The 25190-nt window shown below is 68.6% G+C and carries 28 protein-coding genes and 1 pseudogene; 16 read left to right on the top strand and 13 right to left on the bottom strand.

Annotated features, from left to right (window positions below; translation table 11 throughout):
* Window positions 1-5: 5 nt before the first annotated feature.
* Genes P3102_RS09940 through P3102_RS09930 form a run of 3 tightly spaced genes read right to left on the bottom strand, consistent with a single transcriptional unit; the run spans window position 6 to window position 1602 of the window.
* Complete coding sequence (locus tag P3102_RS09940) at window positions 6-806, bottom strand: siderophore-interacting protein (protein WP_276368396.1); 801 nt, start codon at window positions 804-806, stop codon at window positions 6-8.
* A gap of 29 nt (window positions 807-835) precedes the next feature.
* Window positions 836-1192 (bottom strand): hypothetical protein, encoded by a 357-nt coding sequence (locus P3102_RS09935; RefSeq protein WP_276368395.1) that lies wholly within the window; start codon window positions 1190-1192, stop codon window positions 836-838.
* A complete protein-coding gene (locus P3102_RS09930) occupies window positions 1189-1602 on the bottom strand; it encodes an SgcJ/EcaC family oxidoreductase (RefSeq protein ID WP_276371081.1) in 414 nt (137 codons plus the stop codon). Before P3102_RS09930 ends, P3102_RS09935 begins: the two co-directional genes overlap by 4 nt.
* 111 nt (window positions 1603-1713) lie before the next feature.
* Between P3102_RS09930 and P3102_RS09925 the strand changes: the two genes are divergently transcribed.
* A complete protein-coding gene (locus P3102_RS09925; RefSeq protein WP_276368393.1) occupies window positions 1714-2388 on the top strand; it encodes a TetR/AcrR family transcriptional regulator in 675 nt (224 codons plus the stop codon).
* A 148-nt stretch (window positions 2389-2536) separates the two neighbouring features.
* On the opposite strand, the gene hemW is transcribed toward P3102_RS09925, so the two are convergent.
* Together hemW and P3102_RS09915 are read right to left on the bottom strand one after the other, a co-directional pair.
* Window positions 2537-3751, bottom strand: a complete 1215-nt coding sequence (gene hemW / locus P3102_RS09920) for a radical SAM family heme chaperone HemW (RefSeq protein ID WP_276368392.1) — start codon at window positions 3749-3751, stop codon at window positions 2537-2539.
* A 77-nt stretch (window positions 3752-3828) separates the two neighbouring features.
* The gene (locus P3102_RS09915; RefSeq protein ID WP_276368391.1) at window positions 3829-4242 is read right to left on the bottom strand and encodes a VOC family protein; all 414 of its coding nucleotides are present in this window, start codon (window positions 4240-4242) and stop codon (window positions 3829-3831) included.
* Window positions 4243-4325: 83 nt separating this feature from the next.
* Here P3102_RS09915 and P3102_RS09910 point away from each other — a divergent pair, with 83 nt between their 5' ends.
* From P3102_RS09910 to P3102_RS09875, 8 genes are all read left to right on the top strand, one after another.
* On the top strand, window positions 4326-4898 hold the full coding sequence (locus P3102_RS09910) for a TetR/AcrR family transcriptional regulator (protein WP_276368389.1): 573 nt from the start codon (window positions 4326-4328) through the stop codon (window positions 4896-4898).
* Between the two features lie 275 nt (window positions 4899-5173).
* Window positions 5174-6868 carry a nitrite/sulfite reductase gene (locus tag P3102_RS09905; RefSeq protein WP_276368388.1) on the top strand — a complete coding sequence of 565 codons (1695 nt, stop codon included), beginning with the start codon at window positions 5174-5176 and terminating at the stop codon, window positions 6866-6868.
* Complete coding sequence (locus tag P3102_RS09900; protein WP_276368387.1) at window positions 6865-7017, top strand: Insertion element protein; 153 nt, start codon at window positions 6865-6867, stop codon at window positions 7015-7017. Before P3102_RS09905 ends, P3102_RS09900 begins: the two co-directional genes overlap by 4 nt.
* The gene (locus P3102_RS09895; protein ID WP_276368385.1) at window positions 7014-7709 is read left to right on the top strand and encodes a phosphoadenylyl-sulfate reductase; all 696 of its coding nucleotides are present in this window, start codon (window positions 7014-7016) and stop codon (window positions 7707-7709) included. The genes P3102_RS09900 and P3102_RS09895 overlap by 4 nt, the downstream gene beginning before the upstream one ends.
* Before the next feature lie 11 nt (window positions 7710-7720).
* Entirely contained in the window at window positions 7721-8641 is a 921-nt protein-coding gene (gene cysD / locus P3102_RS09890; protein ID WP_276368383.1) for a sulfate adenylyltransferase subunit CysD, read from the top strand.
* The gene (locus P3102_RS09885; protein ID WP_276368381.1) at window positions 8641-9903 is read left to right on the top strand and encodes a GTP-binding protein; all 1263 of its coding nucleotides are present in this window, start codon (window positions 8641-8643) and stop codon (window positions 9901-9903) included. Before cysD ends, P3102_RS09885 begins: the two co-directional genes overlap by 1 nt.
* Complete coding sequence (locus tag P3102_RS09880; protein WP_276368379.1) at window positions 9900-10649, top strand: sirohydrochlorin chelatase; 750 nt, start codon at window positions 9900-9902, stop codon at window positions 10647-10649. Before P3102_RS09885 ends, P3102_RS09880 begins: the two co-directional genes overlap by 4 nt.
* 263 nt (window positions 10650-10912) lie before the next feature.
* Window positions 10913-11686, top strand: a complete 774-nt coding sequence (locus P3102_RS09875) for an enoyl-CoA hydratase family protein (RefSeq protein WP_276368377.1) — start codon at window positions 10913-10915, stop codon at window positions 11684-11686.
* Window positions 11687-11689: 3 nt separating this feature from the next.
* Here P3102_RS09875 and P3102_RS09870 read toward each other — a convergent pair whose 3' ends face one another.
* The 3 genes from P3102_RS09870 to P3102_RS09860 are packed head-to-tail and all read right to left on the bottom strand — an operon-like array spanning window position 11690 to window position 12737.
* Complete coding sequence (locus P3102_RS09870) at window positions 11690-12046, bottom strand: barstar family protein (RefSeq protein WP_276368375.1); 357 nt, start codon at window positions 12044-12046, stop codon at window positions 11690-11692.
* Entirely contained in the window at window positions 12043-12522 is a 480-nt protein-coding gene (locus P3102_RS09865; protein ID WP_276368373.1) for a ribonuclease domain-containing protein, read from the bottom strand. The genes P3102_RS09870 and P3102_RS09865 overlap by 4 nt, the downstream gene beginning before the upstream one ends.
* Before the next feature lie 11 nt (window positions 12523-12533).
* A complete protein-coding gene (locus P3102_RS09860; RefSeq protein ID WP_276368371.1) occupies window positions 12534-12737 on the bottom strand; it encodes a hypothetical protein in 204 nt (67 codons plus the stop codon).
* Window positions 12738-12799: 62 nt separating this feature from the next.
* Here P3102_RS09860 and P3102_RS09855 point away from each other — a divergent pair, with 62 nt between their 5' ends.
* The 3 genes from P3102_RS09855 (at window position 12800) to P3102_RS09845 (ending at window position 16548) form a co-directional block, all read left to right on the top strand.
* On the top strand, window positions 12800-13765 hold the full coding sequence (locus tag P3102_RS09855; protein ID WP_276368369.1) for a zinc-binding dehydrogenase: 966 nt from the start codon (window positions 12800-12802) through the stop codon (window positions 13763-13765).
* Between the two features lie 181 nt (window positions 13766-13946).
* Window positions 13947-14990: an alpha/beta hydrolase gene (locus P3102_RS09850; protein ID WP_276368367.1), complete on the top strand. Its 1044-nt coding sequence runs from the start codon at window positions 13947-13949 to the stop codon at window positions 14988-14990.
* 79 nt (window positions 14991-15069) lie between these two features.
* The gene (locus tag P3102_RS09845) at window positions 15070-16548 is read left to right on the top strand and encodes an amino acid permease (protein WP_276368364.1); all 1479 of its coding nucleotides are present in this window, start codon (window positions 15070-15072) and stop codon (window positions 16546-16548) included.
* Here the strand turns inward: P3102_RS09845 and P3102_RS09840 are convergent.
* Window positions 16523-17572, bottom strand: coding sequence for a nitronate monooxygenase (locus P3102_RS09840; protein WP_276368362.1), 1050 nt, complete (start codon window positions 17570-17572; stop codon window positions 16523-16525). The genes P3102_RS09845 and P3102_RS09840 overlap by 26 nt on opposite strands.
* 154 nt (window positions 17573-17726) lie before the next feature.
* Here P3102_RS09840 and P3102_RS09835 point away from each other — a divergent pair, with 154 nt between their 5' ends.
* Window positions 17727-19490 (top strand): family 20 glycosylhydrolase, encoded by a 1764-nt coding sequence (locus tag P3102_RS09835; RefSeq protein WP_276368361.1) that lies wholly within the window; start codon window positions 17727-17729, stop codon window positions 19488-19490.
* Window positions 19491-19976: 486 nt separating this feature from the next.
* The gene (locus P3102_RS09830) at window positions 19977-20423 is read left to right on the top strand and encodes a pyridoxamine 5'-phosphate oxidase (protein WP_276368359.1); all 447 of its coding nucleotides are present in this window, start codon (window positions 19977-19979) and stop codon (window positions 20421-20423) included.
* Window positions 20424-20474: 51 nt separating this feature from the next.
* Here the strand turns inward: P3102_RS09830 and lepA are convergent, their stop codons facing one another.
* Complete coding sequence (gene lepA / locus P3102_RS09825) at window positions 20475-22316, bottom strand: translation elongation factor 4 (RefSeq protein ID WP_034316306.1); 1842 nt, start codon at window positions 22314-22316, stop codon at window positions 20475-20477.
* 113 nt (window positions 22317-22429) lie between these two features.
* Between lepA and P3102_RS09820 the strand changes: the two genes are divergently transcribed.
* Window positions 22430-23017, top strand: a complete 588-nt coding sequence (locus tag P3102_RS09820; protein ID WP_276368357.1) for a class I SAM-dependent methyltransferase — start codon at window positions 22430-22432, stop codon at window positions 23015-23017.
* Here P3102_RS09820 and P3102_RS09815 read toward each other — a convergent pair.
* Both P3102_RS09815 and P3102_RS09810 read right to left on the bottom strand, forming a co-directional pair.
* Window positions 23014-23388, bottom strand: coding sequence for a VOC family protein (locus P3102_RS09815; protein WP_276368355.1), 375 nt, complete (start codon window positions 23386-23388; stop codon window positions 23014-23016). The two genes, P3102_RS09820 and P3102_RS09815, sit on opposite strands and share 4 nt — an antisense overlap.
* Window positions 23389-23447: 59 nt before the next feature.
* Window positions 23448-23549: pseudogene (locus P3102_RS09810) on the bottom strand (EamA family transporter); the annotation flags it as partial.
* Window positions 23550-23857: 308 nt separating this feature from the next.
* Here P3102_RS09810 and rpsT point away from each other — a divergent pair.
* A complete protein-coding gene (gene rpsT / locus P3102_RS09805; protein WP_007034798.1) occupies window positions 23858-24118 on the top strand; it encodes a 30S ribosomal protein S20 in 261 nt (86 codons plus the stop codon).
* Between the two features lie 52 nt (window positions 24119-24170).
* Here rpsT and holA read toward each other — a convergent pair whose 3' ends face one another.
* Window positions 24171-25154, bottom strand: coding sequence for a DNA polymerase III subunit delta (gene holA / locus P3102_RS09800; RefSeq protein ID WP_276368352.1), 984 nt, complete (start codon window positions 25152-25154; stop codon window positions 24171-24173).
* Window positions 25155-25190: the final 36 nt, after the last annotated feature.

Genomic DNA, 25190 nt, shown 5'->3' with positions numbered 1-25190 from the left:
CGAGGCTACGCGTTCCGCTCGGCCTGTTTCTCCAGTCGCCACGCCTCGTCGGTCTTCCCGATCCGCCAGTACCCGGAGATCGACAGCAGGTCGCGCCGCATGCCCCGGTCGTCCAGCAGGTGGCGTCGCAGATCCCGGACGAACCCGGCCTCGCCGTGGACGAACGCCTGCACGACACCCTCACCCCAGTCGAGCGCGCGGACGGCGGCCGCGAGATCGTCGCCCCGGCTTCGGTGCAGCCAGGTGATGCGCGCGTCGCCCTTGGTGGTCAGCGACTGCTCCTCGGCGGCGTCCTCCACGAGGAGGAACGCGTGCACGGGAACACCCGCCGGCATCGCCTCGAGCGAAGCGGCGATCGCCGGCAAGGCGCTCTCGTCCCCGGCGAGCAGATGCCAGTCGGCCTCCGCGCCCGGCGCGTACGCCCCGCCGGGTCCGGAAACGAGCAGTTCGTCGCCCGGTTTCGCGGCGGCCGCCCACGGCCCGGCGACGCCCTCGTCACCGTGGTGGACGAAGTCGAGCACCAGTTCGCCGAGATTCGCGTCGAAGGCCCGGACGGTGTAGGACCGCATCCGCGGCCACTGCTCGCGCGGCAGTTCCTCGCGGACACGTGCCAGGTCGAACGGTTCGGGATAGGTGACACCGGGCACCCGGAAGTGCACCTTGACGTAGGCGTCGGTGAATTCGTTGGGCTGGAACGAGGCGATCTCTTCGCCCCCAGCGACGATCCGGACCATGTGCGGGGTGATCCGCTCGGTGCGCAGCACCCGCAACCGGGTCGCCGATACCGCTCTCCGCGCCTCGGCCATGCACGCTCCCTTTCCTGGGTTAGGTGAACCTAACCGAGCGTACGCCCCTCGCCGCCGGGCCGGGTCAGGTCTCCCAGCATCCGATCGAAGCCCTCCGTGACTCGTTCCGGGAATCCGATGAAGAACCGATTCGCCAGGGGAACCGCCCATCGGCTCCAGGTAGCGACGTTGTACACGCGGTGGGTCACCCGGGCCCCGGCCGGGTCCGCCTCGACGGTGTACTCGCCGCGATACCACCAGCCACCCTGCTGCGCGAGGAAACGACGCTCGGCATCCATCTCGAAGCCGGGGTTGTACGGCTGGGCCCGCAGCGTCCCCGCGATCCGGATGAAGACCTCGGCGACCGGCACGGGGACCACACCGGACACCTCGGCCAGGAGCTTCACGATGCCCTCGTGGCCGGGTCGCTCACCCGGGTGTTCTGGAAGGCCGCGACGCGCCAGCCGTCGGACTCCTCCACGAGCACGTAGGTCAGCGTCGATTCCCGGCTCGGCTCCGGCTTGTCGTCCGACAGCGACGAGCCGCCGCCGGACACGACGATCGCGACGTCCGGCCGGATGAACCGGACCTTGGGCTCGCCCCAGCCGGTTGCCAGTTTCGACCCCTTGAGCGGACCCTCGAACAGGGATCGATGCGCGCTTTCGATCATCGTCCGGCCAGGCATGTTCATTCCGAAAAAGGTCACGTAGTCGGCGTCTTCGGTGAAGTGCGACGCGTACGCGGCCGCGTCGCCGTCGTTCCACGCGTCGGCGAGTTCGCTCAGTACGGCCAGGACTTCGGCCTGTCGTCCGGTCATCATGTCCTCCAGTTCGACGAACAGCGTTCGTTTGACGAACACCGTTCTACAGCCGAACACCGTTCGCGTCAAGTAGAGTTCCCCGGAACCCCGGACCAGGAGGCGAACGAAGTGAGCAGGCCCCGGCGTCGCGCCGAGAAACCCGTGCTGTCCCAGGAGCTCGTGGTGAAAACGGCATTGGACCTCCTCGCCACCGAGGGGCTGGAAGCGGTGAGCATGCGGCGCGTGGCCCAGGCACTGGAGACCGGCCCGGCGTCGCTCTACGCCCATGTCGCGAACAAGGAAGAGCTCCACGAGCTGATGGTCGACCACGTCCTCGCCTTCGGCCCGTTCCCCGAACCCGATCCGGAACGGTGGGTCGAGCAGGCGAAAGAACTGCTGCGGGAGAACGTGCGCGCGCTGACGTCGTTCCCCGGGATCGCCAAGATCGCGTGGTCCATCCCCGTACCGGTCGGGGCGAACGCCTTGCAGCAGGCCGAAGCCATGCTCGCCGTGCTGCGCGCCGGCGGCCTCGACCTCAAGCGGGCGCTGTTCGCCGCGGACGCGTTATGGCTCTATGCCAAGGCTTTCGCCTACGAAGGCGCCGGCTGGCAACACGGCGACATCGACCTGGCCGACCAGGAAGAACGCGGCAAGCGGATGGTCGAGTACATGACGTCGTTCCGGCCCGGCGCATTCCCGAACCTGCTGGCTTCGGGTGAGTACTTCACCGCGGAGACCGCATACGAACGGTTCGAGTTCGCCATCGATCTTTTCTTGCGCGGCTTGGCCTCCACCGCGCCGTGAGTGTCGCGGGACACGCGTGTGCCCGGCCAGGCCGATCGCGAGTGTCGACGGAACCGCGGCACCACGCCAACACCGGCCGGCTCAGAGCCGCGCGACCGCGTTCTGCGATGCTTTCGTCTCGTGAGATGCGGCGAAAGCGTCCTTCGGCTCAGGTGAGCCGGCGCACCAGGCCGTCCGCCAGCAACCGCCCGCGGTCGGTCAGCACGGCACGGCGCTGATCGTCCAAAGCGGACTGATCGAGCAGCCCTTCGGCGGCGGCGGCGCGGGCTTCGGCCCGGCCGTCGTCGTCGAGCGCGTCCAGTGGAAGTCCTTCGGACAGCCGGAGTTCCAGCATCACGCGTTCCAGGTGCCGGTCCCCGTCGGTCAGCAGTTCGCGGCCCGCGGCCGGTGAGTCCCCGGCGGCGAGGGACGCGGCGTAACGGGCCGGGTGCTTGACGTTCCACCAGCGGACGCCACCGACGTGGCTGTGCGCGCCGGGTCCGGCGCCCCACCAGTCGCCGCCGCGCCAGTAACCGATGTTGTGCCGGCAGCGGGCTTCTTCCGAGGCCGCCCAGTTGGACACTTCGTACCAGCGCAACCCGGCGGAAGCGAGAACGCGGTCGATCATCTCGTAGTCGGCGGCGAGCACGTCGTCGTCCGGCGCGGGCAGTTCACCGCGGCGGACGCGGCGGGCGAGCGCGGTGCCTTCTTCGACGATCAGGGCGTAGGCCGAAACGTGGTCGACGCCGGCCGCCAGCACCGCGTCCAGCGAGGCCTGGAGGTCTTCGGCCCGTTCCCCCGGCGTGCCGTAGATGACGTCGAGGTTGACGTGGTCGAACCCGGCGGCACGCGCCTCTTCGGCGGCCGCGACCGGACGGCCCGGGGTGTGCACGCGGTCGAGGATCTTCAGCACGTGCTGAGCGGCCGACTGCATCCCCAGTGAGATCCGGTTGTACCCGGCGTCGCGGATGCCCGCGAAGAACTCGGGCGAGGTGGACTCCGGATTGGACTCCGTCGTCACCTCGGCGTCCGGCGCGAGCCCGAAGCCGTCACGAACGGCGTCGAGGACGCTTCGGAGCCCATCGGCGCCGAGAAGAGACGGGGTGCCGCCGCCGACGAAGACGGTGTCGACCGCGGGCGGGTTCCCCAGCACGCGCGCGGCCAGGTCGAACTCGCGCTTGAGACCTTCGAGCCAGGACTGCGGCGACGAACCGCTGTCCAGCTCTCCGGCGGTGTAGGTGTTGAAGTCGCAGTAGCCGCAACGGGTCGCGCAGAAAGGGACGTGCACGTAGACGCCGAACGGCCGGGTGCCGAGCCCTTCCAGCGCGCTCTCGGGGAGCGCGGACTCGACGGGTGTGGTGGTTTCGGGCAGCAACGCGGGCACACCCCAGTGTCCCCCACGCCGTGAAGGCCTCCTTCCCCGGGGAAAGAGGCCTTCACGGCCGGGCATCCGAAGCGGTATTACGCCAGCCCGTTGGCGGCCAACCACTCCGGCGACGGCGGGATCACCTCGATGATGTCGATCAGGAAGCCGTTCAGGTCCTCGATGTAGAAGTGCCGCTGGCCGAATTCCTCGTCCACGAGCTCGGTGACGAGCTTGACCCCCTCCTCGCGCAGCCGCTCGTATTCGGCCGCCGCGTCGCCGACCATGAAGCCGACCATGGCGCCTGCCGCTTCCTGCGCCCGCCACGGCTCCGGCGTGGCCTTGTGACCACGCTTCACGAAGCTCATTTCATAACCCGGAACGCCGACGTTGAGGCTGGAGAACCAGTCGAGCTCGATCGTCACCGTCAACTGCAGATGCCGTTTCCACCAGGCGGTGGTCGCGGCGATGTCGTCGACGAGCACACAGGCACCGAAACCGCTGAGTTGCATTGGGTGTTTCCTCCCCGCTGAAAACCACTTGATGTGTAGTACTATAAGCATAGTGGTTTGACTGAAGCAAGGAGAATGTTCCGATGCGACAGAACCCGGAGCGCCGGACCGCGCTCACCGACGCCGCGATCACCGTCCTTGCCCTCGAAGGCGCACGCGGCCTCACCTACCGCGCCGTGGACGTCGAAGCGGATGTCCCGGCGGGAACGACGTCCAACTACTTCCGCAATCGGGACCAACTGCTCGGCGAGGTCGGCGTCCGCGTGCACGAACGACTGTCGGCACCGGCCGACGTGATGGCGAACCCGCGGGCGGAGTCGCCGTCCCGCGACCGGGTCGGCGTCCTGCTCGGTGAGCTCATGGGGCGGCTGACCGCCCACCGCGAGCCTTATCTCGCCCTTCTCGAACTCCGGCTCGAAGCCACCCGGCGCCCGGATCTTTCGGCCGAGTTGACCAGGACCATCCGCGAGAGCATCGACATGAGCGTCGATTGGCACGTCGCGGCGGGGATGCCGGGCGGGCGCGCCGAGGTCCTGCTGATGTACCTCGCGCTGACCGGGCTCACCGTCGAGCGGCTGACCCTGCCGGAGGTGCTCGCGGACGTCACCGACGAGGAGGTCATCCGGATCATCGTGGACCGCGTCCTCCCTTCTTGAGCCGTGCGCGTTCTGCGTCACAATGGCCGGTCGCGAACCCGGACTTGACCGCCAAAGCAAACCCTGACCAGCGAAAACAGTTGCGTTTGGCCGGTGTTCTCAGCATTCGGACCGGCCTGGACCACATAGTGGGCGCGTGGCACGCTGGATCAATGACCCGCGCCGGAATCACCCTCGTGGCACGCCGCCACGTGGATCTCCGTCGTGTGGCGAGCGCGCTCTGTGCGACGAACCGCTGACTCCCCGCCACCACCACGATCTGCCGGAGGACTCCCATGTCGTCGCCCACGCGCGAAACCCCTGCCCGCACGCCCCGGACCAAACAGAAACGGGGCGAGGGACAGTGGGCTTTGGGCTACCGCGAGCCGCTGAACCCCAATGAGCGGTCCAAAAAGGACGACAACCCGCTCAACGTCCGGGCCCGGATCGAGAACATCTACGCCCGCGGTGGCTTCGATTCCATCGACCCTGGTGACCTTCGCGGCCGGTTCCGCTGGTTCGGTCTCTACACCCAGCGCAAGCCGGGCATCGACGGCGGCCGGACGGCGACGCTGGAGCCCGAGGAGCTCGACGACCGCTACTTCATGCTGCGGGTCCGGCTCGACGGCGGCGCGCTGACCACCGACCAGCTGGCCGTGCTCGCCGAGATCTCGCAGACCCACGCGCGCGACACCGCCGACATCACCGACCGGCAGAACATCCAGTACCACTGGATCCGGATCGAAGACGTCCCGACGATCTGGGCCAAGCTGGAGAAGGCCGGGATGACCACGATGGAGGCCTGCGGTGACAGCCCGCGCGTCATCCTCGGTTCCCCCGTCGCCGGCATCGCCGCCGACGAGATCATCGACGGTACGCCCGCGATCGACGAGATCAAGCGCCGCTACATCGGCGATCCGCGCTACTCGAACCTGCCGCGCAAGTTCAAGACCGCGATCTCCGGGCAGCAGGACGTCGCGCACGAAATCAACGACATCGCCTTCGTCGGCGTGAACCACCCCGAACACGGGCCCGGCTTCGACGTCTGGGTCGGCGGCGGTCTGTCCACCAACCCGATGATCGGGCAGCGGCTGGGCGCCTGGGTGTCGCTCGACGAGGTCCCCGACGTCTGGGAAGGCGTGATCAGCGTCTTCCGCGACTACGGCTACCGGCGGCTGCGCGCCCGCGCCCGGATCAAGTTCCTGGTGAAGGACTGGGGTGTCGCGAAGTTCCGTCAGGTGTTGGAAGACGAGTACCTCAAGCGCGAGCTGACCGACGGCCCGGCACCCGAGGTGCCCGCCGCCCAGATCGACCACGTCGGCGTGCACCCGCAGCTCGACGGGAAGTTCTACGTCGGTGCCGCACCGGTCGCGGGCCGCGTTTCCGGGGCCACCCTGCTGGCGGTCGCCAAGGCCGCCGAGCGGGCCGGGTCGAACCGCGTCCGCCTGACCCCGCACCAGAAACTCGTGGTCCTCGACGTTCCCGAGGCCGAGGTGACCGGGCTGAAGACCGAACTGGCCGACCTCGGCCTGCACACCGAGCCTTCGCCGTGGCGGCGCGGGATCATGGCCTGCACCGGCCTGGAGTTCTGCAAGCTCGCGATCGTCGAGACGAAGGCCCGCGCGATCGAACTGGTCACCGAACTCGAGAAGCGCCTCGCCGACATCCAGGCGGAGATCGAGAACCCGGTGACCGTGCACCTCAACGGCTGCCCCAACTCCTGCGCCCGCGTCCAGACCGCCGACATCGGGCTCAAGGGCCAGATCGTCACCGACGAGGACGGCAAGCAGGTCGAAGGCTTCCAGGTGCACCTCGGTGGCGGGCTCGGCCTCGATGCCGGGTTCGGCCGGAAACTGCGCGGGCACAAGGTGACCGCCTCGGAGCTGACCGCCTATGTCGAAACGCTGGTGCGCGCCTACCTCGACGGCCGCGAACCCGGCGAGCGGTTCGCCCGATGGGTCCTGCGGGCCGACGAGAGTGTCTTGCAATGACCGAGCGCGCGACCCCGTACCACTGCCCTTTCTGTGGCGATGAAGACCTGCGGCCGGAAGAGGGCGGCTCCTGGCTGTGCTCGGGCTGCCGCCGGGTCTTCACCGTGAAGTTCCTCGGACTGTCCTTTCCGGAGGTGTCACCAGGATGACCGCCACTGTCGACCACAAGACGCTCGCCGAACGGGCCTCGAAAGAACTCGCGGAGGCGACCGCGACCGAGGCCCTGCGCTGGACCGCGGAAACCTTCGGCGACGACTTCATCGTCGCGTCGAACATGCAGGACGCCGTCCTGATCGATCTGGCCACCCGGGTCAAACCCGACGTCGACGTGCTGTTCCTGCAGACCGGCTACCACTTCCCGGAGACCATCGGCACCCGTGACGCGGTGCAGGCGGTGTATCCGGGCGTGCGGATCGTCGACGCCCAGGCCGCGCAGAGCGTCGCCGAGCAGGACGCGGAGCACGGCCCGAAACTGCATGAGCGGGACCCGAATCTGTGCTGCCGGCTCCGCAAGGTGGTGCCGCTCCGCACCACACTGGCGAAGTATTCGGCGTGGGTGACCGGCGTCCGCCGGGTCGACGCCCCGACCCGCGCGAACACCCCGATCGTCACCTGGGACGACCGCAACGGGCTGGTGAAGATCAACCCGATCGCGCCGTGGTCCGACGACGAGTTCAGGGACTACGTCGACGAGCACGGGATCCTCGAGAACCCGTTGGTGTCCATCGGTTATCTGTCGATCGGCTGCGCGCCGTGCACCGCCAAGGTCGCTCCGGGTCAGGACCCGCGCAGCGGCCGGTGGGCCGGGCAGGGCAAGACCGAGTGCGGCCTGCACGGGTGAGAAGGGACGACATGACCACGCTCGAACCAGTCGCCGCCGCGGCACAGGACAACCTGGCGGCCTTGGAATCCGAGGCCATCCACATCTTCCGCGAGGTGGCGGGCGAGTTCGACCGGCCGGTGATCCTGTTCTCCGGCGGCAAGGACTCGACACTGCTGCTGCACCTGGCGATCAAGGCGTTCTGGCCCGCGCCGGTGCCGTTCCCGTTGCTGCACGTGGACACCGGGCACAACTTCGACGAGGTCATCGACTTCCGCGACCGGGTCGTCGAACAGCACGGGCTCCGGCTGGTCGTGGCGAAGGTCCAGGACTGGATCGACGACGGCAGGCTCGAAGAGCGCTCCGACGGGATGCGCAACCCCTTGCAGACCACGCCGCTGCTCGACACCATCGCCGAGAACAAGTTCGACGCCGTTTTCGGCGGCGGGCGCCGCGACGAGGAACGCGCCCGTGCCAAAGAGCGGATCTTCAGTCTCCGCAACTCCTTCGGCCAGTGGGAGCCGCGACGCCAGCGTCCGGAGCTGTGGAATCTCTACAACGGGCGGCACCGCCCGGGCGAGCAGGTGCGCGTCTTCCCGCTGTCCAACTGGACCGAGGCGGACGTCTGGAACTACATCGCCCGGGAGAAGGTCGAACTGCCGTCGATCTACTACGCGCACCGGCGCGAGGTCTACCAGCGTGACGGCATGTGGCTGGCCGAAGGACCGTGGGGCGGGCCGCGGCCGGAAGAGGTCGTCAAGGAACTGACCGTGCGCTACCGGACCGTCGGCGACGGTTCGTGCACGGGTGCCATCGAATCGACCGCCGCCACGGTGGACGAGGTCATCGCCGAGGTCTCGGCCTCCCGGCTCACCGAACGCGGCGCCACCCGCGCCGACGACCGGATGTCGGAGGCGGCGATGGAAGACCGCAAGCGGGAAGGGTACTTCTGATGTCCAGCCTCCTCAGGCTCGCGACCGCGGGCAGTGTGGACGACGGGAAGTCGACCCTGGTCGGGCGTCTCCTGTACGACACCAAATCCGTGCTCGCCGACCAGCTGGACGCGGTCACCCGCGCCAGTGTGGACAAAGGACTGTCCACTCCGGACCTCTCGCTGCTCGTGGACGGCCTTCGCTCGGAACGCGAGCAGGGAATCACGATCGACGTCGCGTACCGGTACTTCGCGACTCCGAAGCGGAGTTTCGTGCTCGCGGACACGCCGGGGCACGTGCAGTACACGCGGAACACGGTGACCGGGGCGTCCACCGCGCAACTGGCCGTGCTGCTGGTCGACGCGCGCAAGGGCGTCATCGAGCAGACCCGCCGTCACGCCGCGGTGCTCGCCCTGCTGGGGGTACCCAACCTGGTGCTGGCGGTGAACAAGATCGACCTCGTCGGCTACGACGAAACGACGTTCACCGTGATCGCCGAAGAGTTCGCCGAGCACGCCGCCTCCCTGGGTTACGAACGGGGTTCCGTGCTCGCGGTGCCGGTCTCGGCGCTGGTGGGCGACAACGTGGCGGAGAAGTCGGACAAGACCCCGTGGTACTCCGGCCCGACGCTGCTGGAGCATCTGGAAACCGTGCCGGTGGCGCCGGATCCGCACGATTCGGCGTTCCGCTTCCCGGTGCAGTACGTGATCCGGCCCCGCACGGCCGACCATCCCGACTACCGCGGGTACGCGGGACAGATCGCGGCGGGCACCGTCCGGCCGGGCGACGAGATCGTCGTGCTGCCACAAGGGATCCGCAGCCGGGTGGAAGGCATCGACACCGCAGACGGGCCGCTCGCCGAAGCCGGGGCGGGCACCTCGGTGACCCTGTTGCTCGCGGACGATCTCGACATCTCGCGGGGTGACCTGATCTCCGCCGCCGACCGGCAGCCGACGGTGACCGACGAGATCACCGCGACGTTGTGCTGGCTCTCGGCCAAGGCACTGAAACCGGGCGCGCGGGTGCTCGTGAAGCACGGGACGCGGACGGTGCAGGCGCTGGTCGGTGCACTCCACGCCCGCTTCGACGAACAGACGTTGTCCAGTGTGGACGATCCGGGCACGCTGGAACTCAACGACATCGGCCGGGTCACGCTGCGGCTGGCCGAGGAGATCGGCGTGGACGACTACGGCGTCAGCCCGCGGACGGGCGCTTTCCTGGTCATCGACCCGAAGGACGGCGATACACTGGCGGCCGGACTCGTCGGCGAAAGGTTCGCATGACCCCAAGCCCCACTCCGCCCCTGGTCGCGGTCGCCCACGGCAGCCGCGATCCGCGATCCGCCGCGACCATCCGCGCCCTGCTCGACGTCTCCCGCGCGCTGGCGCCGGGTATCGACATCCGCGAGTCCTTCTTGGACCTCTCGCGGCCGTTGCTCGCCGATGCCCTGCGCGGGTTGTACGCCGAGGGACATCGCGAGGTCGTCGTGGTGCCCCTGTTGCTCGGTGTCGCGTACCACGCCCGGGTCGATCTGCCCGCGCTCGTCGCCGAGGTGACCGCGGATTGCCCTGGCCTCGACGTGCGGGTTTCCGGGGTGCTGGGCATCGACCCGCTGATCGAGGCGGTCGCGCTGGACCGGCTCGCCGAGGCGGGCGCCGAGCTGGACGATCCCGGCCTGGGTGTCCTGCTGGCCGGTGTCGGCTCGTCGAACGTCGCGGCGAACGACGCGGTCGCCGGGATCACCACCCGCTGGCACCTGCGCCGCGGGCTCCTCGCGACACCCGCCTTCGCCGGCGCCGCGCAGCCGGACGTGCCCGCCGCCATCGCGCGGTTGCGGCTCCACGGCGCACAGCGGCTCGCGGTCGCGGGCTGGTTCCTCGCGCCGGGGCTCCTGCCGGACCGGATCGCGCGGCTGGCCAGGGAAGCCGACCCGGCGGTGATCGTCGCCGCACCGCTGGGACCGGATCCGCGGATCGCCAGGCTCGTCCTGGACCGCTACGCCGCCGCCGCGGCCCGGCTCGCCGCCTGAATCGCCACCACGGCAGAGCGGCTTCGTCCCGTTCGCGCGCTACCGGGTCGAGAACATCGAGGGCTTCGTCCCTGAAGTTCCCGATCCCGGCTGAGCGGCGGCCTCGCCGACGGCTCCGGCATCGGCTGGGCCGCCGAAGCCACCGTGTCCGGCAGCGTCGCGACGCCGAGCTTCCCCGGCCGATCGCGGGCGGTTCGACGACCGGCCTCCGAGGGTGGCGCAGGCCACTGCCCGGCCCGACTTCGCCCATGCGAAGGTGAGGCATGGCTGACGAACTGGTGCACTACGACGTGGTGGGCGGCACCGCCACGATCACCTTGGACTCCCCGCACAACCGCAACGCGCTCTCCGCCCGGCTGCGGCGTGAACTGAGCGAATCGCTGGACAGGGCACGGGCGGACGACTCCGTGCGGGTCATCGTGCTCACCCACACCGGTCCGGTGTTCTGCGCGGGAATGGATCTCAAGGAGGCCCGCGGTGCCGACGCGGGCGCCCAGGGCGTCAACGAGTTCCCGAAGATCCTCGAGCAGCTGTGGACCAGCCCCAAACCGGTCGTGGCGAAGCTGGCGGGCCCCGCGCGGGCGGGCGGTATCGGCATGGTGGCCGCGACCGACATCGCCGTCGCCGTCCACGAAGCGACCTTCGCCTTCTCCGAGGTCCGGATCGGCGTCGTGCCCGCCGTCATCTCCCTCACCGTGCTGCCGCGGCTCGACGCCCGCGCCGCCCACGAACTGTTCCTGACCGGTGACACTTTCGACGCGCGGCGCGCGGTCGAGATCGGCCTGCTGAACTCGGCCGTCCCCGCCGACGAACTCGACGGCGAGGTCGCCCGCTACGTCAAGGCGCTCGCCCTCGGCGGCCCGAAGGCGCTCGCGGCGACGAAGGAACTGCTCAGCAAGCCGCGCCCGGCAACGCCGGGTGAGGGTTTCGAAGCCATGAACAAGCTTTCCGCCGGTTTCTTCGCGAGCGAAGAGGGCCAGGAAGGCATCACGGCCTTCGCGCAGAAGCGCAAGCCGAACTGGGTGCCCGAAAGCTGAGCTTCAGTCGGGCAGGACGACGGTGAGGCGCCGGGAGTCCGTCCGCTCACCGGACGGCCCCAGCGCCCGCTGCGCGTCGGAAAGCACGCTGCGGATGGCCAAGTACGTCTTCGGGTCGCGCTCCCTGAGCAGCGAGGAGCCGGGCCAGATCAGCACGTGCTCCCCCGGCGCGAGCCAGGACAGGTCGGTGAGGCAGTCGTAGAGCGCGTCGAGGTTCTTCCCGAAGTAGTCGGGGAAGGACAACGCCTCCGCGATCGCGTCGAGTGTCGAAGCCTTGTCGACCGTCTTGCCGCCGTCGATCAGATGCGGACGCGCACCGCGGGCGAACGCCTTGTCCGCCGCTTCTTTCGCCGCGCTCATCGGGTGGTGTCCACAACGACGAAGGACTTGTAGTGGTCCTCGGTGTAGTACAGCTCCTTGCCGGAGCCGGTCACCATCCGCCGCGCGCCGCGATCCGGACTGCCCGGCGTCTTGACGGTGTACTCGCGGTAGTAGCCGGAAGCTTTGGCAGGCAGGACTTTCTCCCAGTTCTGAAAGGCCACGTCGTCGTTGCGCGGATACGGATACGGCCCGCCCGCCTGGATGAGCCTCCAGGTGTCGGACGCCTGCGGAGGAAGCCCCGTGAGCGGTTTGACCGGGAGACCGGACTCCTCACCCGCGACCTTGCCCTTGGCCCGGCTCGCCGCGGCCTCACCCGACGGCGCGGCCGAAGCGGACGAGCCGGCCGGAGCGCTCTTCGTGTCGTCACCGCTGATGCCGTCCTTGACGAACCAGCCTGCGAGCACCAGCACGATCAGGCCGATCAGGGCGGCGGTGATCCGCCTACGGTTGAACATGGTGTGCCAGCTTAGGAGGGCCGGTCGGAGTCGTTCGCATCGCGGGCCGCGCCGAAGAACCGGGCGACCTTGCCGAAGACCGTGTCGAGCACCAAGGCCGCGACCAGGCACAGCGGGGCGACGACCGCCATGACCAGCACGAACTGCACGGGGAACGGGGCCTGCGCGAGCCACAACTCGACGCCGTCCCACCAGTCAGCAAGCCCGTTGAACACGACTGCAAGCCTACGCTCGTGGGCCGGTGGTCCCGCGGGAAGGGCCGGGGTAGGTTGCTGACATGTTCGCCGTTTACGCTTCCGGACCCAACGCCGAAAAGCCGCTGGACTCGCTCGTGATCGGCGAGCGACCCGAACCCGACGCGCCCGAAGGCTGGGTGCGGGTCGAGGTCAAGGCCGCCAGCCTCAACATGCACGACCTGTGGACGCTGCGCGGCGTCGGCATCAAACCCGAGCAGTTCCCGATGATCCTGGGCTGCGACGGCGCGGGCACCCTCGACGACGGCACCGAGGTCGTCATCCACTCGGTGATCAACGCCCCGGGCTGGCAGGGCGACGACACCCTCGACCCGAAACGCACCCTGCTCACCGAGAAACACCAGGGCACCTTCGCCGAGCAGGTCGTGGTTCCGGCCCGCAACGTCGTGCCGAAACCGTCAGGGCTGACCTTCGCGGAAGCCGCGACCATGGGCACGGCGTGGCTGACCGCGTACCGGATGCTGTTCGTGAAGTCCGGGCTGCGGCCGGGTCAGACGATGCTCGTCCAGGGCGCCTCCGGCGGCGTTTCGACCGCCCTCGTCCAGTTGGGGCGTGCGGCCGGATTCCGGGTTTGGGTGACCGGGCGCAGTGAAGAGAAGCGTGCGCTGGCCGAAAGCCTGGGCGCACATCAGACCTTTGAGTCCGGCGCGCGGTTGCCGGAGCGGGTGGACGCGGTCTTCGAAACCGTCGGGAAGGCGACCTGGTCCCATTCGGTGAAGTCGCTGAAACCGGGCGGGATCATCGTCGTTTCGGGGTCGACCAGTGGCCCGGACGCTCACGCGGAGTTGCAGCGCGTGTTCTTCCTGCAACTGCGCATCGCGGGTTCGACGATGGGAACCAGGGACGAGCTGACCGATCTCCTCGCCTACTTGGAACTCACCGGGGTGCGCCCGCAGATCGGCGCCGAGTTGCCGTTCGCGGAAGCCGAAACCGGGTTTCGGACCATGTTGGCCGGGGAAACTTCCGGCAAGGTGGTCTTCACGCAGTGATTCGAGGGGTGCGCACTCCCCCTCACCGCGATCAAACACGCACGCATGCGTATGTTTCGCGTCCGTGCAGGTCAAGCAGCTATTTCGCGGTCTTGTCAAGTGTCAAGAACGTTATGACCCGGGAGCCTTTTCCCGACCAAAGTTCGCCCGAAATCCGACCTCTCGCGGTTAGCCTGAGCAGATGACCGCATCGCAGCGGCCCGAACCGGCGGACCCCGGGGGCCGGACCACCACGGACACCGACCCGATCCGCGTCTCGTTCCGGCGCTACGCCGGCGTTCGCACCAGAGTGCTCGAAGTCGGGCCGCAGCCGGTGGAATCGGCCGACCGCGCTCCCCGGCGAATGCTCGGCAAGCGGGCCACCGCACGCGCGCACGCCAAGCCGACAGCGCCGCGGTTGGTGCTGCTGCACGGCTATTGCGACAGCGCCGACACCTGGCGCCCGGTCATGGAGCTGCTCGCGGCCGCCGGTATTCCGGCGATCGCGGTCGATCTGCCCGGATTCGGTGACGCTCAGCCACTGCGGCCGGGTTCCATGCTGCCGCAACTGGACGCGTTCACCGCGGCCGTGATCAGGGAACAGGCCGTCCTCGGCACGGTCGTACTCGCCGGCAACTCGCTCGGCGGCACGATGAGCCTGCGCGCCGCGGAGAACCACCGGCTGCCAGTGGCGGGCGTGGTCTCGATCGCCGCGCCGGGTCTCGCGGACAGCTGGCTCATCCGCACCGTGGCCCGCTATCCCTTGCCGCTGCGGATGTACTCGGCCCTGCCGCTGCCGATCCCCGGCTTCCTCGTGCGCGCCGTCGCCGAGCAGGTCGTCCCCCGGCTGCTGTACGCCAACGCGACCGCGGCGGACGCCGAGCAGGTGCGCCGGTTCACGTCGCTGTTCCCCGACTACCGCGCCACCACCACCCGGCTCGAACAGGCGCGGCAACTGGTCGAAGAGCTGACGGACGCGTACCGGCTCGAACAGGTCCGCGTCCCGCTCCTGGTGGTCGTCTGCGGTAAGGACAAACTCGTCAGTGCCGCCTCCGGACGGCGGCTGCACGCGCTGGTCCCGCACAGCAGGCTGATGGTGCGCGAGGACTGGGGCCACTGCCCACAACTGGACGACCCCGTCGAGATCTCGGAACTGCTCACCTACTTCTCCGCGAGCGCGTCCAGGCCGTCGAAGATCGCCGCTCGCGTGGCCGCCGAAGTGAGCGAGGACACCGTCGCCGGATAGGTGCGATGTCCCGACCTGCCGTTACCGTGCCTTTCGGACTGTGATCCAGTCCGAAAGCACAATCTGTTGGGAGACGACGATGTCCGCACCACGCAGCCTGGGCTCGGGATCCGGGATGTTCCGCCGCAAGCCGATCGACCAGATCGAAGAACTCAGTGACGGCGGCGGGGGTCTCCAGCGCACGCTGGGCCTGCGCCAGCTGACCGCGATCGGGGTCGGTGGCATCATCGGCGCGGGGATCTTCTCCCTGGCCGGCGCGGTCGCGAACGAGAAGGCCGGCCCTGCCGTGCTCATCTCCTTCCTCATCGCGGGAATCGCCAGTGCCGCGGCAGCGTTCTCCTACGCCGAGTTCGCCGGGTTGATCCCCCGCGCCGGATCCGCCTACACCTACGGCTACACCGTCCTGGGCGAGATCGTCGGCTGGTTCATCGGCTGGGATCTCCTGCTGGAGTACACCGCGATCGTGGCGGTGGTCGCGATCGGCATCTCCGGCTACTTCAACGAGCTACTGGGTTACCTCGACATCGGCCTCCCGGCTTGGATGCTGGGTGCCCCCGGTACCGAAAAGGGCGACGTCGCGGCAGGCTCCTACAAGATCAACCTGTTCGCCGTCCTCCTGTGCCTGCTGATCGCCTTCATCCTCAACCAGGGTATGAAGAACGCCGCCCGGTTCGAGACGTTGCTGGTCTACCTGAAGGTCGGCCTGGTCCTGCTGGTGATCGTCGTCGGTGTCTTCCACATCAACACCGACAACTACTCGAACTTCTTCCCCTTCGGTCTCAGCGGCGCGTTCGCCGGAGCCGCGACGGTCTTCTTCGCCGTTTTCGGCTACGACGCCATGTCCACCGCGGCCGAGGAGTCGACCGACTCCCAGAAGCACATGCCGAAGGCGATCATCTACTCGCTCGCCATCTCGATGGTGCTCTACGTGCTGGCCTGCCTGGTCCTGACCGGGATGGTCAACTACAAGGACATCGACAGCGAAGCCGCCTTCTCCAGCGCCTTCGCCGGTGTCGGGATGAAGTGGCTCGGCCTGATCATCGCGGTCGGCGCGATCATCGGTATCACCACCGTGCTGTTCACCTTCCTGATGGGCGCGAGCCGCGTCGGCTACTCGATGAGCCGCGACGGCCTGCTGCCGAAGTGGTTCAGCAAGACCCATCCCGTGCGCAAGGTACCGAGCAGGATGACCTGGGTGCTCGGCATCGCGTCGGCGATCATCGCCGGGCTGCTGCCCATCGGCGAGGCCGCGGAGCTAACGAACATCGGCATCCTGCTCGCGTTCGTCGTCGTCTGCGTCGCGGTGATCGTGCTGCGCTACAAGCAGCCGGACCTGCCGCGGACGTTCAAGACCCCGGGCATGCCGGTCGTGCCGATCATCGGCATCGTCTTCTCCCTCTGGCTGATCACGTTCCTGAACTACCACACCTGGCTGCGGTTCGCGGCCTGGTTCGGCCTCGGCCTGATCATCTACTTCGCTTACAGCCGCCGTCACTCCGCGATGAACGCGAACAACGGCGACGCGAAACAGGTCAGCGGAGACGACTCAAACGCGTAGCGGCTTCGCGGGCTTCGGCCTGGAGGCGTTCGACGATCGACGCCGCCGGGCCGGAGCCCGCGAGTGCGTAGGTCTGTCCCGCGTAGAGAGACATGACTTCGAGATCGCCCGCCTTGCCCGCCGCCGCGCGGATCGGTTTGGTCAGGTTGTTGACCTGCGGATACGCCGACGGCGCGGTGGCCGAGAAGTCCGCGACCGCGCGGTTGACCAGCGACCGGGCGGGACGTCCGCTGAACGCCCTGGTGAACGCCGTCGGCCTGCCCCCGTCCTCCAGCGCCTGCCGGTGCGCGGGCGGTGTCCCGGCCTCGTCCGCCCGCAGGAACGCGGTGCCCAGCTGCGCCGCGACGGCACCCGCCGCGAGCACCGCCGCGATGTCGGCACCGTGCACGAGCCCGCCGGTCGCGACGAGCGGCAGATCCGTCCGCGCCGAGACCAGGCGCAGCAGGCTGAGCACGCCGTACTGCGCTCCCCCGCCTTCGGCTCCGGGCTCGTCGGCGAAGAGCCCTCGATGCGCTCCGGCTTCGAATCCCTGGACCACGAGCGCGTCCGCGCCGGCCGCTACCGCCTGATCCGCTTCCGCCGGGCTGGTGACGGTGACGGCCACCTTGCTTCCGTTGGCGCGCAAGTGTTCGACGTCCTCGGGCGAGGGCGTGCCGAAGGTGAAGGAGACGACCGGAACCTTCCGTTCCAGGACGACCTCGAGCTTCGCGCCATAGGCGTCGTCATCCCAGCTCGGCTCGCCGGGCTCGACGCCGTGGCGTTCGGCCTCCGCACGCCAGCGCTCGAGGTGACCACTGAGATCCGCCTCGGTGGCGCCACCCGGAACGAAGAGGTTCACGCCGAAGGGCTCACCGGCGAGTGCGGCCGTCTTCGCGATCCGGTCCGCGAGGGCATCGGGGCTCAGATACCCCCCGGCCAGAAAACCGAATCCACCCGCCGCGGTCACCGCGGCGACGAGCTCCGGAGTGGTCGGCCCGCCCGCCATCGGGGCCGCGATCACGGGAAAACGCAGTTCTTCGAACACGAATCCGACGATAGTCCTCAAGCGGGGACACGGAATGTGACCTGCAAGCCACACCAAGCTTCCGTCATGGTGGTCTAGACCTTTGTCGCCGAAAATGCGACGATCGGAACGAGCCGTGACGCGGGTCACGTCCCCTGTCCCCCTGGAGGCCCCGGTGAAGACCTGGAGAGCGCGGTTGAGTCGCGCCGTCGTCGGAGTGGCGCTGCTCGCCGGCGTCACCACCGCAGCCACCCCCGTCGCCGACGCGGCCACCCCGCCGCTGCAGGCGATCGTCCCGGTCCCGGTCTCGGCCCGAGCGGTCACCGGATCCGATTACGCCCTGACCGCGAACACCAGGATCTACACCCAGCCAGGGTCGGCGCAGGCCAAGGCCGTCGGTGACTACCTCGCCGGGGTCTTCCGCGCCTCCACCGGTTTCCCTCTGCCCGTCTCCGACGCGCCGTCCGGCACACCCACCGACGGCATCTCGCTCCTGCTGACCGGCGCCGACGCCCGCGTCGGCGACCAGGGCTACCAACTGAACTCGACGTCCACTTCCGTGGTCCTCCGCGCGACGACGGCGCAAGGCCTCTTCGGGGGCGTACAGACGCTGCGGCAGATGCTGCCCGGCAAGATCGAAAGTTCCACGGTGCAGCAAGGCCCCTGGACGATCCCGGGCGCCGACATCCTGGACTACCCGCGCTTCGGCTACCGCGGGGCGATGCTCGACGTCGCCCGGCACTTCCACCCGGTCGCCACGGTCAAGCGGTACATCGACCAGCTGGCGCAGTACAAGATCAACAACCTGCACCTCCACTTGGCCGACGACCAGGGCTGGCGCATCCAGATCGACAGCTGGCCGCGGCTGACCACCTACGGCGGCAGCACCCAGGTCGGCGGTGGTGCCGGCGGCTACTACACCAAGGCGCAGTACACGGAGATCGTGAACTACGCGGCCTCGCGGTTCATCACGGTCATTCCGGAAATCGACATTCCCGGGCACACCAACGCCGCCCTGGCCTCGTACGCGGAGCTGAACTGCGACAACACCGCTCCCCCGCTGCGCACCGACACCGCCGTCGGCTACAGCTCGCTCTGCATCTCGAAAGAGATCACCTACACCTTCGTCAACGACGTCATCCGTGAGGTCGCCGCGTTGACGCCCGGGCCGTATTTCCACCTCGGCGGTGACGAGGCCCAGGCCACCAGCGACGCGGATTACCGCACCTTCATGAACCGGGTGCTGCCGATGGTGGCCGCCGCGGGCAAGCAGGTCGTCGGCTGGCACGAGATCGGCAAGGCCACCCTGCCCGCCACGGCGACCCCGCAGTTCTGGGGCACGACGACCTCCAACACGGATGTTTCGAACGCCGTCGCCCGCGGCAGCAAGGTGATCCTGTCGCCGGCGAACAAGGCGTACCTGGACATGAAGTACAACTCCAGCACGCCGATCGGGCTTTCGTGGGCGGGCTACATCGAGGTCCAGGACGCCTACAACTGGAACCCGGGCGCCTACCTCTCCGGCGTGCCCGAATCCGCCGTCCGCGGCGTCGAATCCCCGCTGTGGACCGAGACCGTGGTGACCCCGGCGAACATCGACTACCTCGCCTTCCCCCGGCTTCCGGCGCACGCCGAACTCGGCTGGTCTCCGTGGTCGACCCACGACTGGAACGCCTTCCGGGTACGCCTCGGCGCACAGGCTCCGCGTTGGCAGGCACAGGGCATCGGCTACTACGCGTCGAGTCAGGTGCCTTGGGAAACAGGATCCGGAAACCCTGGCACCTGTTCGCTCCCGGCATGGGACCGCGCTTCCGTCTACACCGGCGGAGCCACCGTCTCCCACAACGGGCACAAATGGACGGCGCAGTGGTGGACGCAGGGCGAAGAACCCGGCGCGGGCGGCCAATGGGGTGTCTGGCGCGACAACGGCGCCTGCTGAGCCCGGGCCGGTGAGGATTCCCGATCCTCACCGGCCCGGCCCTCCCTCGCTGTGCGGCATAGGGCACCACCGGTGAAGACACCGTGGCAGCGATGGTTCGCGTTCACGAGAGCGCGGGCAGGATCACCGCCCGCCGAGGTCTCCTCCTGACACCGGATGCGTGTCCTGCGGTCGTGGGCATCCCGCTCGCCCCGAATTCTCGTGGTCCCCGTCCTGATGGACCGCGCGATGGCGATGCCTCCTCTCCCGCGACCGTCCGGGATCCGAGTCCATGCGGAAGGCCGGTTCTCCCACGACGGCACATCACCTGGAGAAACATTCGGGAGTTCGTCGTGATCTTGAGAACCGAGGCCTCGGGCCGGACTTCCTCCGCGCTCCGCAGAACGAAGAGCTCGGAATCGGCCGCCCGATCGTCGTCACCGTCCTCCGGACCACCTTGACCACTCGCCAGGCCACGAACGGCCGACCGAGCGCTACGGTGGATGCATGGCCGCTGATCTCGAACCAGTTCGCACCCTTTCCTTGCGCGAAAACGGACTCGCGACCGTCTCGACGGTCCGCGCGGACGGCACCGTGCACTCGTCGGTGGTGAACGCCGGGGTGATCGAAGACCCGGTCACGAAAGCTCCGGGGGTCGGTTTCGTAGCCGTGGGCGGGGCGAAGAAGCTCGACCTCTTCCGCCGGGCGGGCCACGCCACGATCACCTTCCGCCGCGGCTGGGAATGGGCGGCGGTCCAGGGCGCCGTTCACCTCATCGGCCCGGACGACCCGGACCCGGATTTCGACCCGCGCGAACTCCCCCGGCTGCTGCGCGAGGTGTTCATCGCGGCGACCGGGACCCACGACGACTGGGCCGAGTACGACCGCGTGATGGCCGCCGAACGCCGCGTCGCCGTCTTCGTCACGGCGAACCGCATCAGCGGAAACCGCTGACGTGGGAAGGCCGCCTGGATCATGATCCGGGCGGCCTTCTCGTCTGTGCCGTTACTGCTTCTTCTTTCCGGAGTCCTCCGTGGACAGCGCGGCGACGAAAGCCTCCTGCGGGACCTCGACCCGGCCGACGGTCTTCATCCGCTTCTTGCCTTCCTTCTGCTTTTCCAGCAGCTTGCGCTTACGCGAGATGTCACCGCCGTAGCACTTCGCGAGCACGTCCTTGCGGATCGCGCGAATGGTCTCCCGGGCGATGATGCGGGCGCCGATGGCGGCCTGGATCGGCACCTCGAAGTTCTGCCGCGGGATCAGCTCGCGAAGCCGGTTCACCATGCGGTTGCCGTAGTTGTAGGCGTCGTCCTTGTGCACGATCGCGGAGAACGCGTCGACACCTTCGCCCTGAAGCAGGATGTCCACCTTGACCAGGTCCGCCGCCTGCGCGCCGGCCTCTTCGTAGTCCAGCGACGCGTAACCGCGCGTGCGCGACTTCAGCGTGTCGAAGAAGTCGAAGATGATCTCGCCCAGCGGCAGGTTGTACCGCAGTTCGACCCGGTCCTCGGACAGGTAGTCCATGCCGAGCAACGTGCCGCGCTTGTTCTGGCACAGCTCCATGATCGTGCCGATGAACTCCGACGGCGCCAGGATGCTCACCTTGCTGACCGGCTCGAGCACCTTGTCGATCTTGTTCCCGGTCGGCCAGTCCGACGGATTGGTGACGTGGATCTCCTTGCCGTCGTCCAGCACCACGTCGTAGACCACGTTCGGCGCGGTGGAGATCAGGTCGAGGCCGAACTCGCGCTCCAGCCGGTCGCGGGTGATCTCCAGGTGCAGCAGGCCGAGGAAGCCGCAACGGAAGCCGAACCCGAGCGCCACCGACGTCTCGGGCTCGTAATCCAGCGCGGCATCGTTGAGCTGGAGCTTGTCCAAGGCCTCGCGCAGGTCCGGATAGTCCGAACCGTCCACCGGGTATAGGCCGGAATAGACCATCGGCTTCGGCTCGCGGTAACCGGCGAGCGGCTCCTTCGCGCCCTGGCGCTCGGAGGTGACGGTGTCACCGACCTTCGACTGCCGGACGTCCTTCACTCCGGTGATGAGGTAGCCCACCTCGCCGACACCCAGGCCCTTGCTGGCCTTGGGCTCCGGCGAGATGATCCCGACCTCGAGGAGTTCGTGGGTGGCGCCGGTGGACATCATCTTGATCCGCTCGCGCGGCGTGATCTTGCCGTCGACGACCCTGATGTAGGTCACGACGCCCCGATAGGTGTCGTACACCGAGTCGAAGATCATCGCCCGTGCCGGGGCGTCGGCGTCACCCTGCGGGGCGGGCACCTGCTTCACCACCGCGTCGAGCAGGTCACCGACACCGACACCGGTCTTGGCGGACACGCGCAGCACGTCCGAGGGCTCGCAGCCGATGATGTGCGCGATCTCGGCGGCGTACTTGTCCGGATCCGCCGACGGCAGGTCGATCTTGTTGAGCACCGGGATGATCTGGAGGTTGTTCTCCAGCGCGAGGTACAGGTTGGCGAGCGTCTGGGCCTCGATCCCCTGCGCGGCGTCGACCAGCAGGACGGCACCTTCACACGCCTCGAGCGCGCGGGAGACCTCGTAGGTGAAGTCGACGTGGCCCGGGGTGTCGATCATGTGCAGGACGTGGTCCTGCCCGTCGACCTTCCAGGGCAGGCGCACGTTCTGCGCCTTGATCGTGATCCCGCGCTCCCGCTCGATGTCCATTCGATCGAGGTACTGAGCCCGCATGGCCCGTTCCTCGACCACGCCGGTGAGCTGCAGCATCCGATCGGCCAGGGTCGACTTGCCGTGGTCGATGTGCGCGATGATGCAGAAGTTCCGGATGAGCTCCGGGGGCGTGAAGGTCGTGTCGGCGAACGTCGTCAACGGGTTTCCTCGCGAAGGTCGGGGTGTGCCACCTCTATGGTCCCATGCCGCTCCGGGTGCGAGTGGGGGTCATCCCCGATGCGGCCCGTGGTGAGCTGTGGTGCCCTCGAAGTATGAGTACCTCACTGTCCCAGATGCTCGATCGCACGTTCGGCCATCCCAGGGGTCTGCTCGGCCGGTTCGGTGGCCTGGCGATGGCGCACGGCAACGCCGCCACCGAACTTCGCGTCGTGGAACTGGCGTCGATCGAGTCCGGCGAAACCGCACTGATCGTCGGGCCCGGCCCGGGGGTCGGCCTCCAGGCCGCCGCCGAACGCGCGGGCCGCGCGATCGGCGTCGACCCCTCCCCGGAGATGCTCGCTCGCTCCCGCCGCCGCTGCGGCGGCAAGGTAGAGCTACGGCGCGGCGCCGCGGACTCCACCGGTGAGCCCGAGGAGAGCGTCGACGTGGTCCTGAGCGTGAACAACGTGCAGCTGTGGGAGGACCGGGCGGCCGGTTTCGCCGAGCTGTTCCGCGTGCTGCGGCCCGGCGGCAGGCTGCTGCTGTCTTCACACGAGAAGTGGCTGCCGGTGTCCCGGCACGAACTGGCCGACGAAGCGACCGCCGCCGGCTTCACCGACCTGCAGACCTGGACCTGGGACCCGCCCGGCTTCGGCGCCTCACTCGCCGCTCAGCTGCGCGCGATCAAGCCGCGGCCCTAACGCGGGTCGGTGCGCAACGGATGCTCACGCGGCACCTCGACCAACACGATCCTGGTGCCGTCCGGATCGGCGATCCACGCTTCGTCCAGTCCCCAGGGTTCACGACGCGCTTCGCGGACCGGTTCCAGGCCCTTTGCCAAGAGCTCCTCGAGCGCGGCGGGCAGATCCCGGACTTGGAGCCACAAGGCGACATCAGAGGTCGGTCCCGTCTCCCCGGTACCGACGATCTCGATCGACCCGTTCCCGGCGAAGAACACCGTCCCGCCGGGGAACTCCTTGTCGATCGCCAAGCCCAGGGTGTCCCGGTAGAACGCCGTCGACACCTCGAGATCCTTCGGGTGGATCAGCACCCTGCTGCTCAGCACGTCCATGCTCCCATCCCTACCGGATGGGTTCAGGCCATCGCAATCGCGGTGATCCCCGCCAGGACCAGCCAGGCGGCGAGGCCGCCCAAGACGATGCTCAGCTCCCGCGCGAGTGCGACGAGGCTCACCGGGGCGATCCGCAGAGCGTAGAGGACCAGCAGTAACGCGGAAATCGCGGAGAAAGAACGGCGGCGTTCCCCGCCCCGCCAATGGTGCCGCTCGGAGCTGTCCCTGTGCCCTGATCGTGTGTTTCGCCGAACGGACAGGCGGCGGAACCCTGGGCATTACGATCTTCGTCGTACTGTAACGGCGCCTCCCCAGGCGGCCGCGAGCGGCCCCGGGGTGGCTGTTAAACTTGCTTTTCACCGTCGTGTGGCATTCCGTTCTGGAGGAAACCCGCGCCGCTCTCACGAGCACGCAGGGCCGGTCACAGCGCGGCGGCGAAACCACCGAGAGATGCAAGAGGAGCGCCCCCGTGGCCAACATCAAGTCGCAGATCAAGCGCATCACCACCAACGAGAAGGCGCGTCAGCGCAACCAGGCGATCCGGTCCTCGGTGAAGACCGCGATCCGCAAGTTCCGCGAGGCCGCCGACGCCGGCGACAAGGCCAAGGCCCTGGAGCTGCAGAAGGACGCGGCCAAGAAGCTGGACAAGGCCGTGACCAAGGGCGTTCTCCACGCCAACCAGGCCGCCAACAAGAAGTCCGCGCTCGCGAAGCGCGCGAACTCTCTCTGATTCGGCTTTCAACGGGCCCCGGCGACTCGCGTCGCCGGGGCCCGTTGCCATTTCAGCGGCCTGTGCCGTGGGCGTCGACGACCTGCAGGACGGCGCGTTCCAACGCGTACTCCGGGTTGGCCGCGACTCCCTTGACCTCGGCGTTGAGCCGGGCGACCACCCGCATCGCGGTGGCGAGACCGTCCTGACCCCAGCCTCGGGCCTGCCCCTGGGCTTTGCGCACCTTCCACGGCGGCATTCCCAGCTCGCCCGCCATCTGGTTCGGGTTCCCGCGACCGGCGCCGGACACCCGCGCGATCGTCCGGACCGCGTCCGCGAGCGCGTCGGCGACCAGCACGTGCGGCACGCCCAGTTGCATCGCCCAGCGCAGCGACTCGAGCGCCGCGACCTTGTCACCGGCGACGGCCTTCTCGGCGACGGCGAATCCGTTCACATCCGCGCGACCCCGGTGGTAGCGGCGGACCGCCTGCTCGTCGACCGTTCCGCCCGCGTCCGCGACGAGCTGGGTCGCGGCTGAGGACAACTCACGCAGATCCGAGCCGACGGCGTCGATCAGCGCGAGCACGGCAGCACCGTCGATCTTCCCGCCGACCCGGCGGACCTCGTTGCGGACAAAGGATTCCCGTTCAGCGGCCTTCGTCAGTTTCGGGCACTCGACGACCTCCGCCCCAGCCTTCTTCAACGCCTCGGGGAGCGCCTTCGCCGCCTTGCTGCGACCACCTCCGCTGTGCACGACGACGAGCACGATGCCGTCGGCGGGTGCCTTGACGTAGGCCATCACCCCGTCGGCGAGCTCCTGCGAAATGTCGTGCGCCGATTCGAGGACGATCACCCTTCCTTCGGCGAACAGCGAAGGGCTGACCATCTCCGCGAGCGCCGGCACTGTGAGGTCCGACACCCGGATCCGGGTGAGATCCGCCGTCGGATCGGCCGCTTTGGCCGCGTCCGAAGCGCTGCGGACCGCGCGTTCGATCAGCAGCTCTTCCTCACCGAGAACCAGGACCAGCGGCGATGGGGCGGCAGCTTGCGTCGTCACGGTGACGATCCTGCCACTCGTCCGCTCGTGTGCTTT

Origin of the sequence: Amycolatopsis sp. QT-25 (assembly GCF_029369745.1) — a bacterium.
Lineage (GTDB): Bacteria > Actinomycetota > Actinomycetes > Mycobacteriales > Pseudonocardiaceae > Amycolatopsis.
Note: the sequence above shows the minus strand (reverse complement) of the source record. Positions and strands in the feature narration are given on the sequence as shown.

Bases quoted from the DNA above. Each gene is read 5' to 3' on its own strand.
- P3102_RS09900 (WP_276368387.1), top strand. From the start codon at position 6,865: ATGACCGAGCGCGCGACCCCGTACCACTGCCCTTTCTGTGGCGATGAA.
- P3102_RS09845 (WP_276368364.1), top strand. From the start codon at position 15,070: ATGTCCGCACCACGCAGCCTGGGCTCGGGATCCGGGATGTTCCGCCGC.
- cysD (WP_276368383.1), top strand. From the start codon at position 7,721: ATGACCACGCTCGAACCAGTCGCCGCCGCGGCACAGGACAACCTGGCG.
- P3102_RS09885 (WP_276368381.1), top strand. From the start codon at position 8,641: ATGTCCAGCCTCCTCAGGCTCGCGACCGCGGGCAGTGTGGACGACGGG.
- P3102_RS09820 (WP_276368357.1), top strand. From the start codon at position 22,430: ATGAGTACCTCACTGTCCCAGATGCTCGATCGCACGTTCGGCCATCCC.
- P3102_RS09815 (WP_276368355.1), bottom strand. From the start codon at position 23,388: ATGGACGTGCTGAGCAGCAGGGTGCTGATCCACCCGAAGGATCTCGAG.
- P3102_RS09865 (WP_276368373.1), bottom strand. From the start codon at position 12,522: ATGTTCAACCGTAGGCGGATCACCGCCGCCCTGATCGGCCTGATCGTG.
- P3102_RS09895 (WP_276368385.1), top strand. From the start codon at position 7,014: ATGACCGCCACTGTCGACCACAAGACGCTCGCCGAACGGGCCTCGAAA.
- P3102_RS09940 (WP_276368396.1), bottom strand. From the start codon at position 806: ATGGCCGAGGCGCGGAGAGCGGTATCGGCGACCCGGTTGCGGGTGCTG.
- P3102_RS09850 (WP_276368367.1), top strand. From the start codon at position 13,947: ATGACCGCATCGCAGCGGCCCGAACCGGCGGACCCCGGGGGCCGGACC.
- P3102_RS09830 (WP_276368359.1), top strand. From the start codon at position 19,977: ATGGCCGCTGATCTCGAACCAGTTCGCACCCTTTCCTTGCGCGAAAAC.
- P3102_RS09855 (WP_276368369.1), top strand. From the start codon at position 12,800: ATGTTCGCCGTTTACGCTTCCGGACCCAACGCCGAAAAGCCGCTGGAC.
- P3102_RS09930 (WP_276371081.1), bottom strand. From the start codon at position 1,602: ATGACCGGACGACAGGCCGAAGTCCTGGCCGTACTGAGCGAACTCGCC.
- P3102_RS09910 (WP_276368389.1), top strand. From the start codon at position 4,326: ATGCGACAGAACCCGGAGCGCCGGACCGCGCTCACCGACGCCGCGATC.
- P3102_RS09915 (WP_276368391.1), bottom strand. From the start codon at position 4,242: ATGCAACTCAGCGGTTTCGGTGCCTGTGTGCTCGTCGACGACATCGCC.
- P3102_RS09870 (WP_276368375.1), bottom strand. From the start codon at position 12,046: ATGAGCGCGGCGAAAGAAGCGGCGGACAAGGCGTTCGCCCGCGGTGCG.
- P3102_RS09880 (WP_276368379.1), top strand. From the start codon at position 9,900: ATGACCCCAAGCCCCACTCCGCCCCTGGTCGCGGTCGCCCACGGCAGC.
- P3102_RS09875 (WP_276368377.1), top strand. From the start codon at position 10,913: ATGGCTGACGAACTGGTGCACTACGACGTGGTGGGCGGCACCGCCACG.
- P3102_RS09905 (WP_276368388.1), top strand. From the start codon at position 5,174: ATGTCGTCGCCCACGCGCGAAACCCCTGCCCGCACGCCCCGGACCAAA.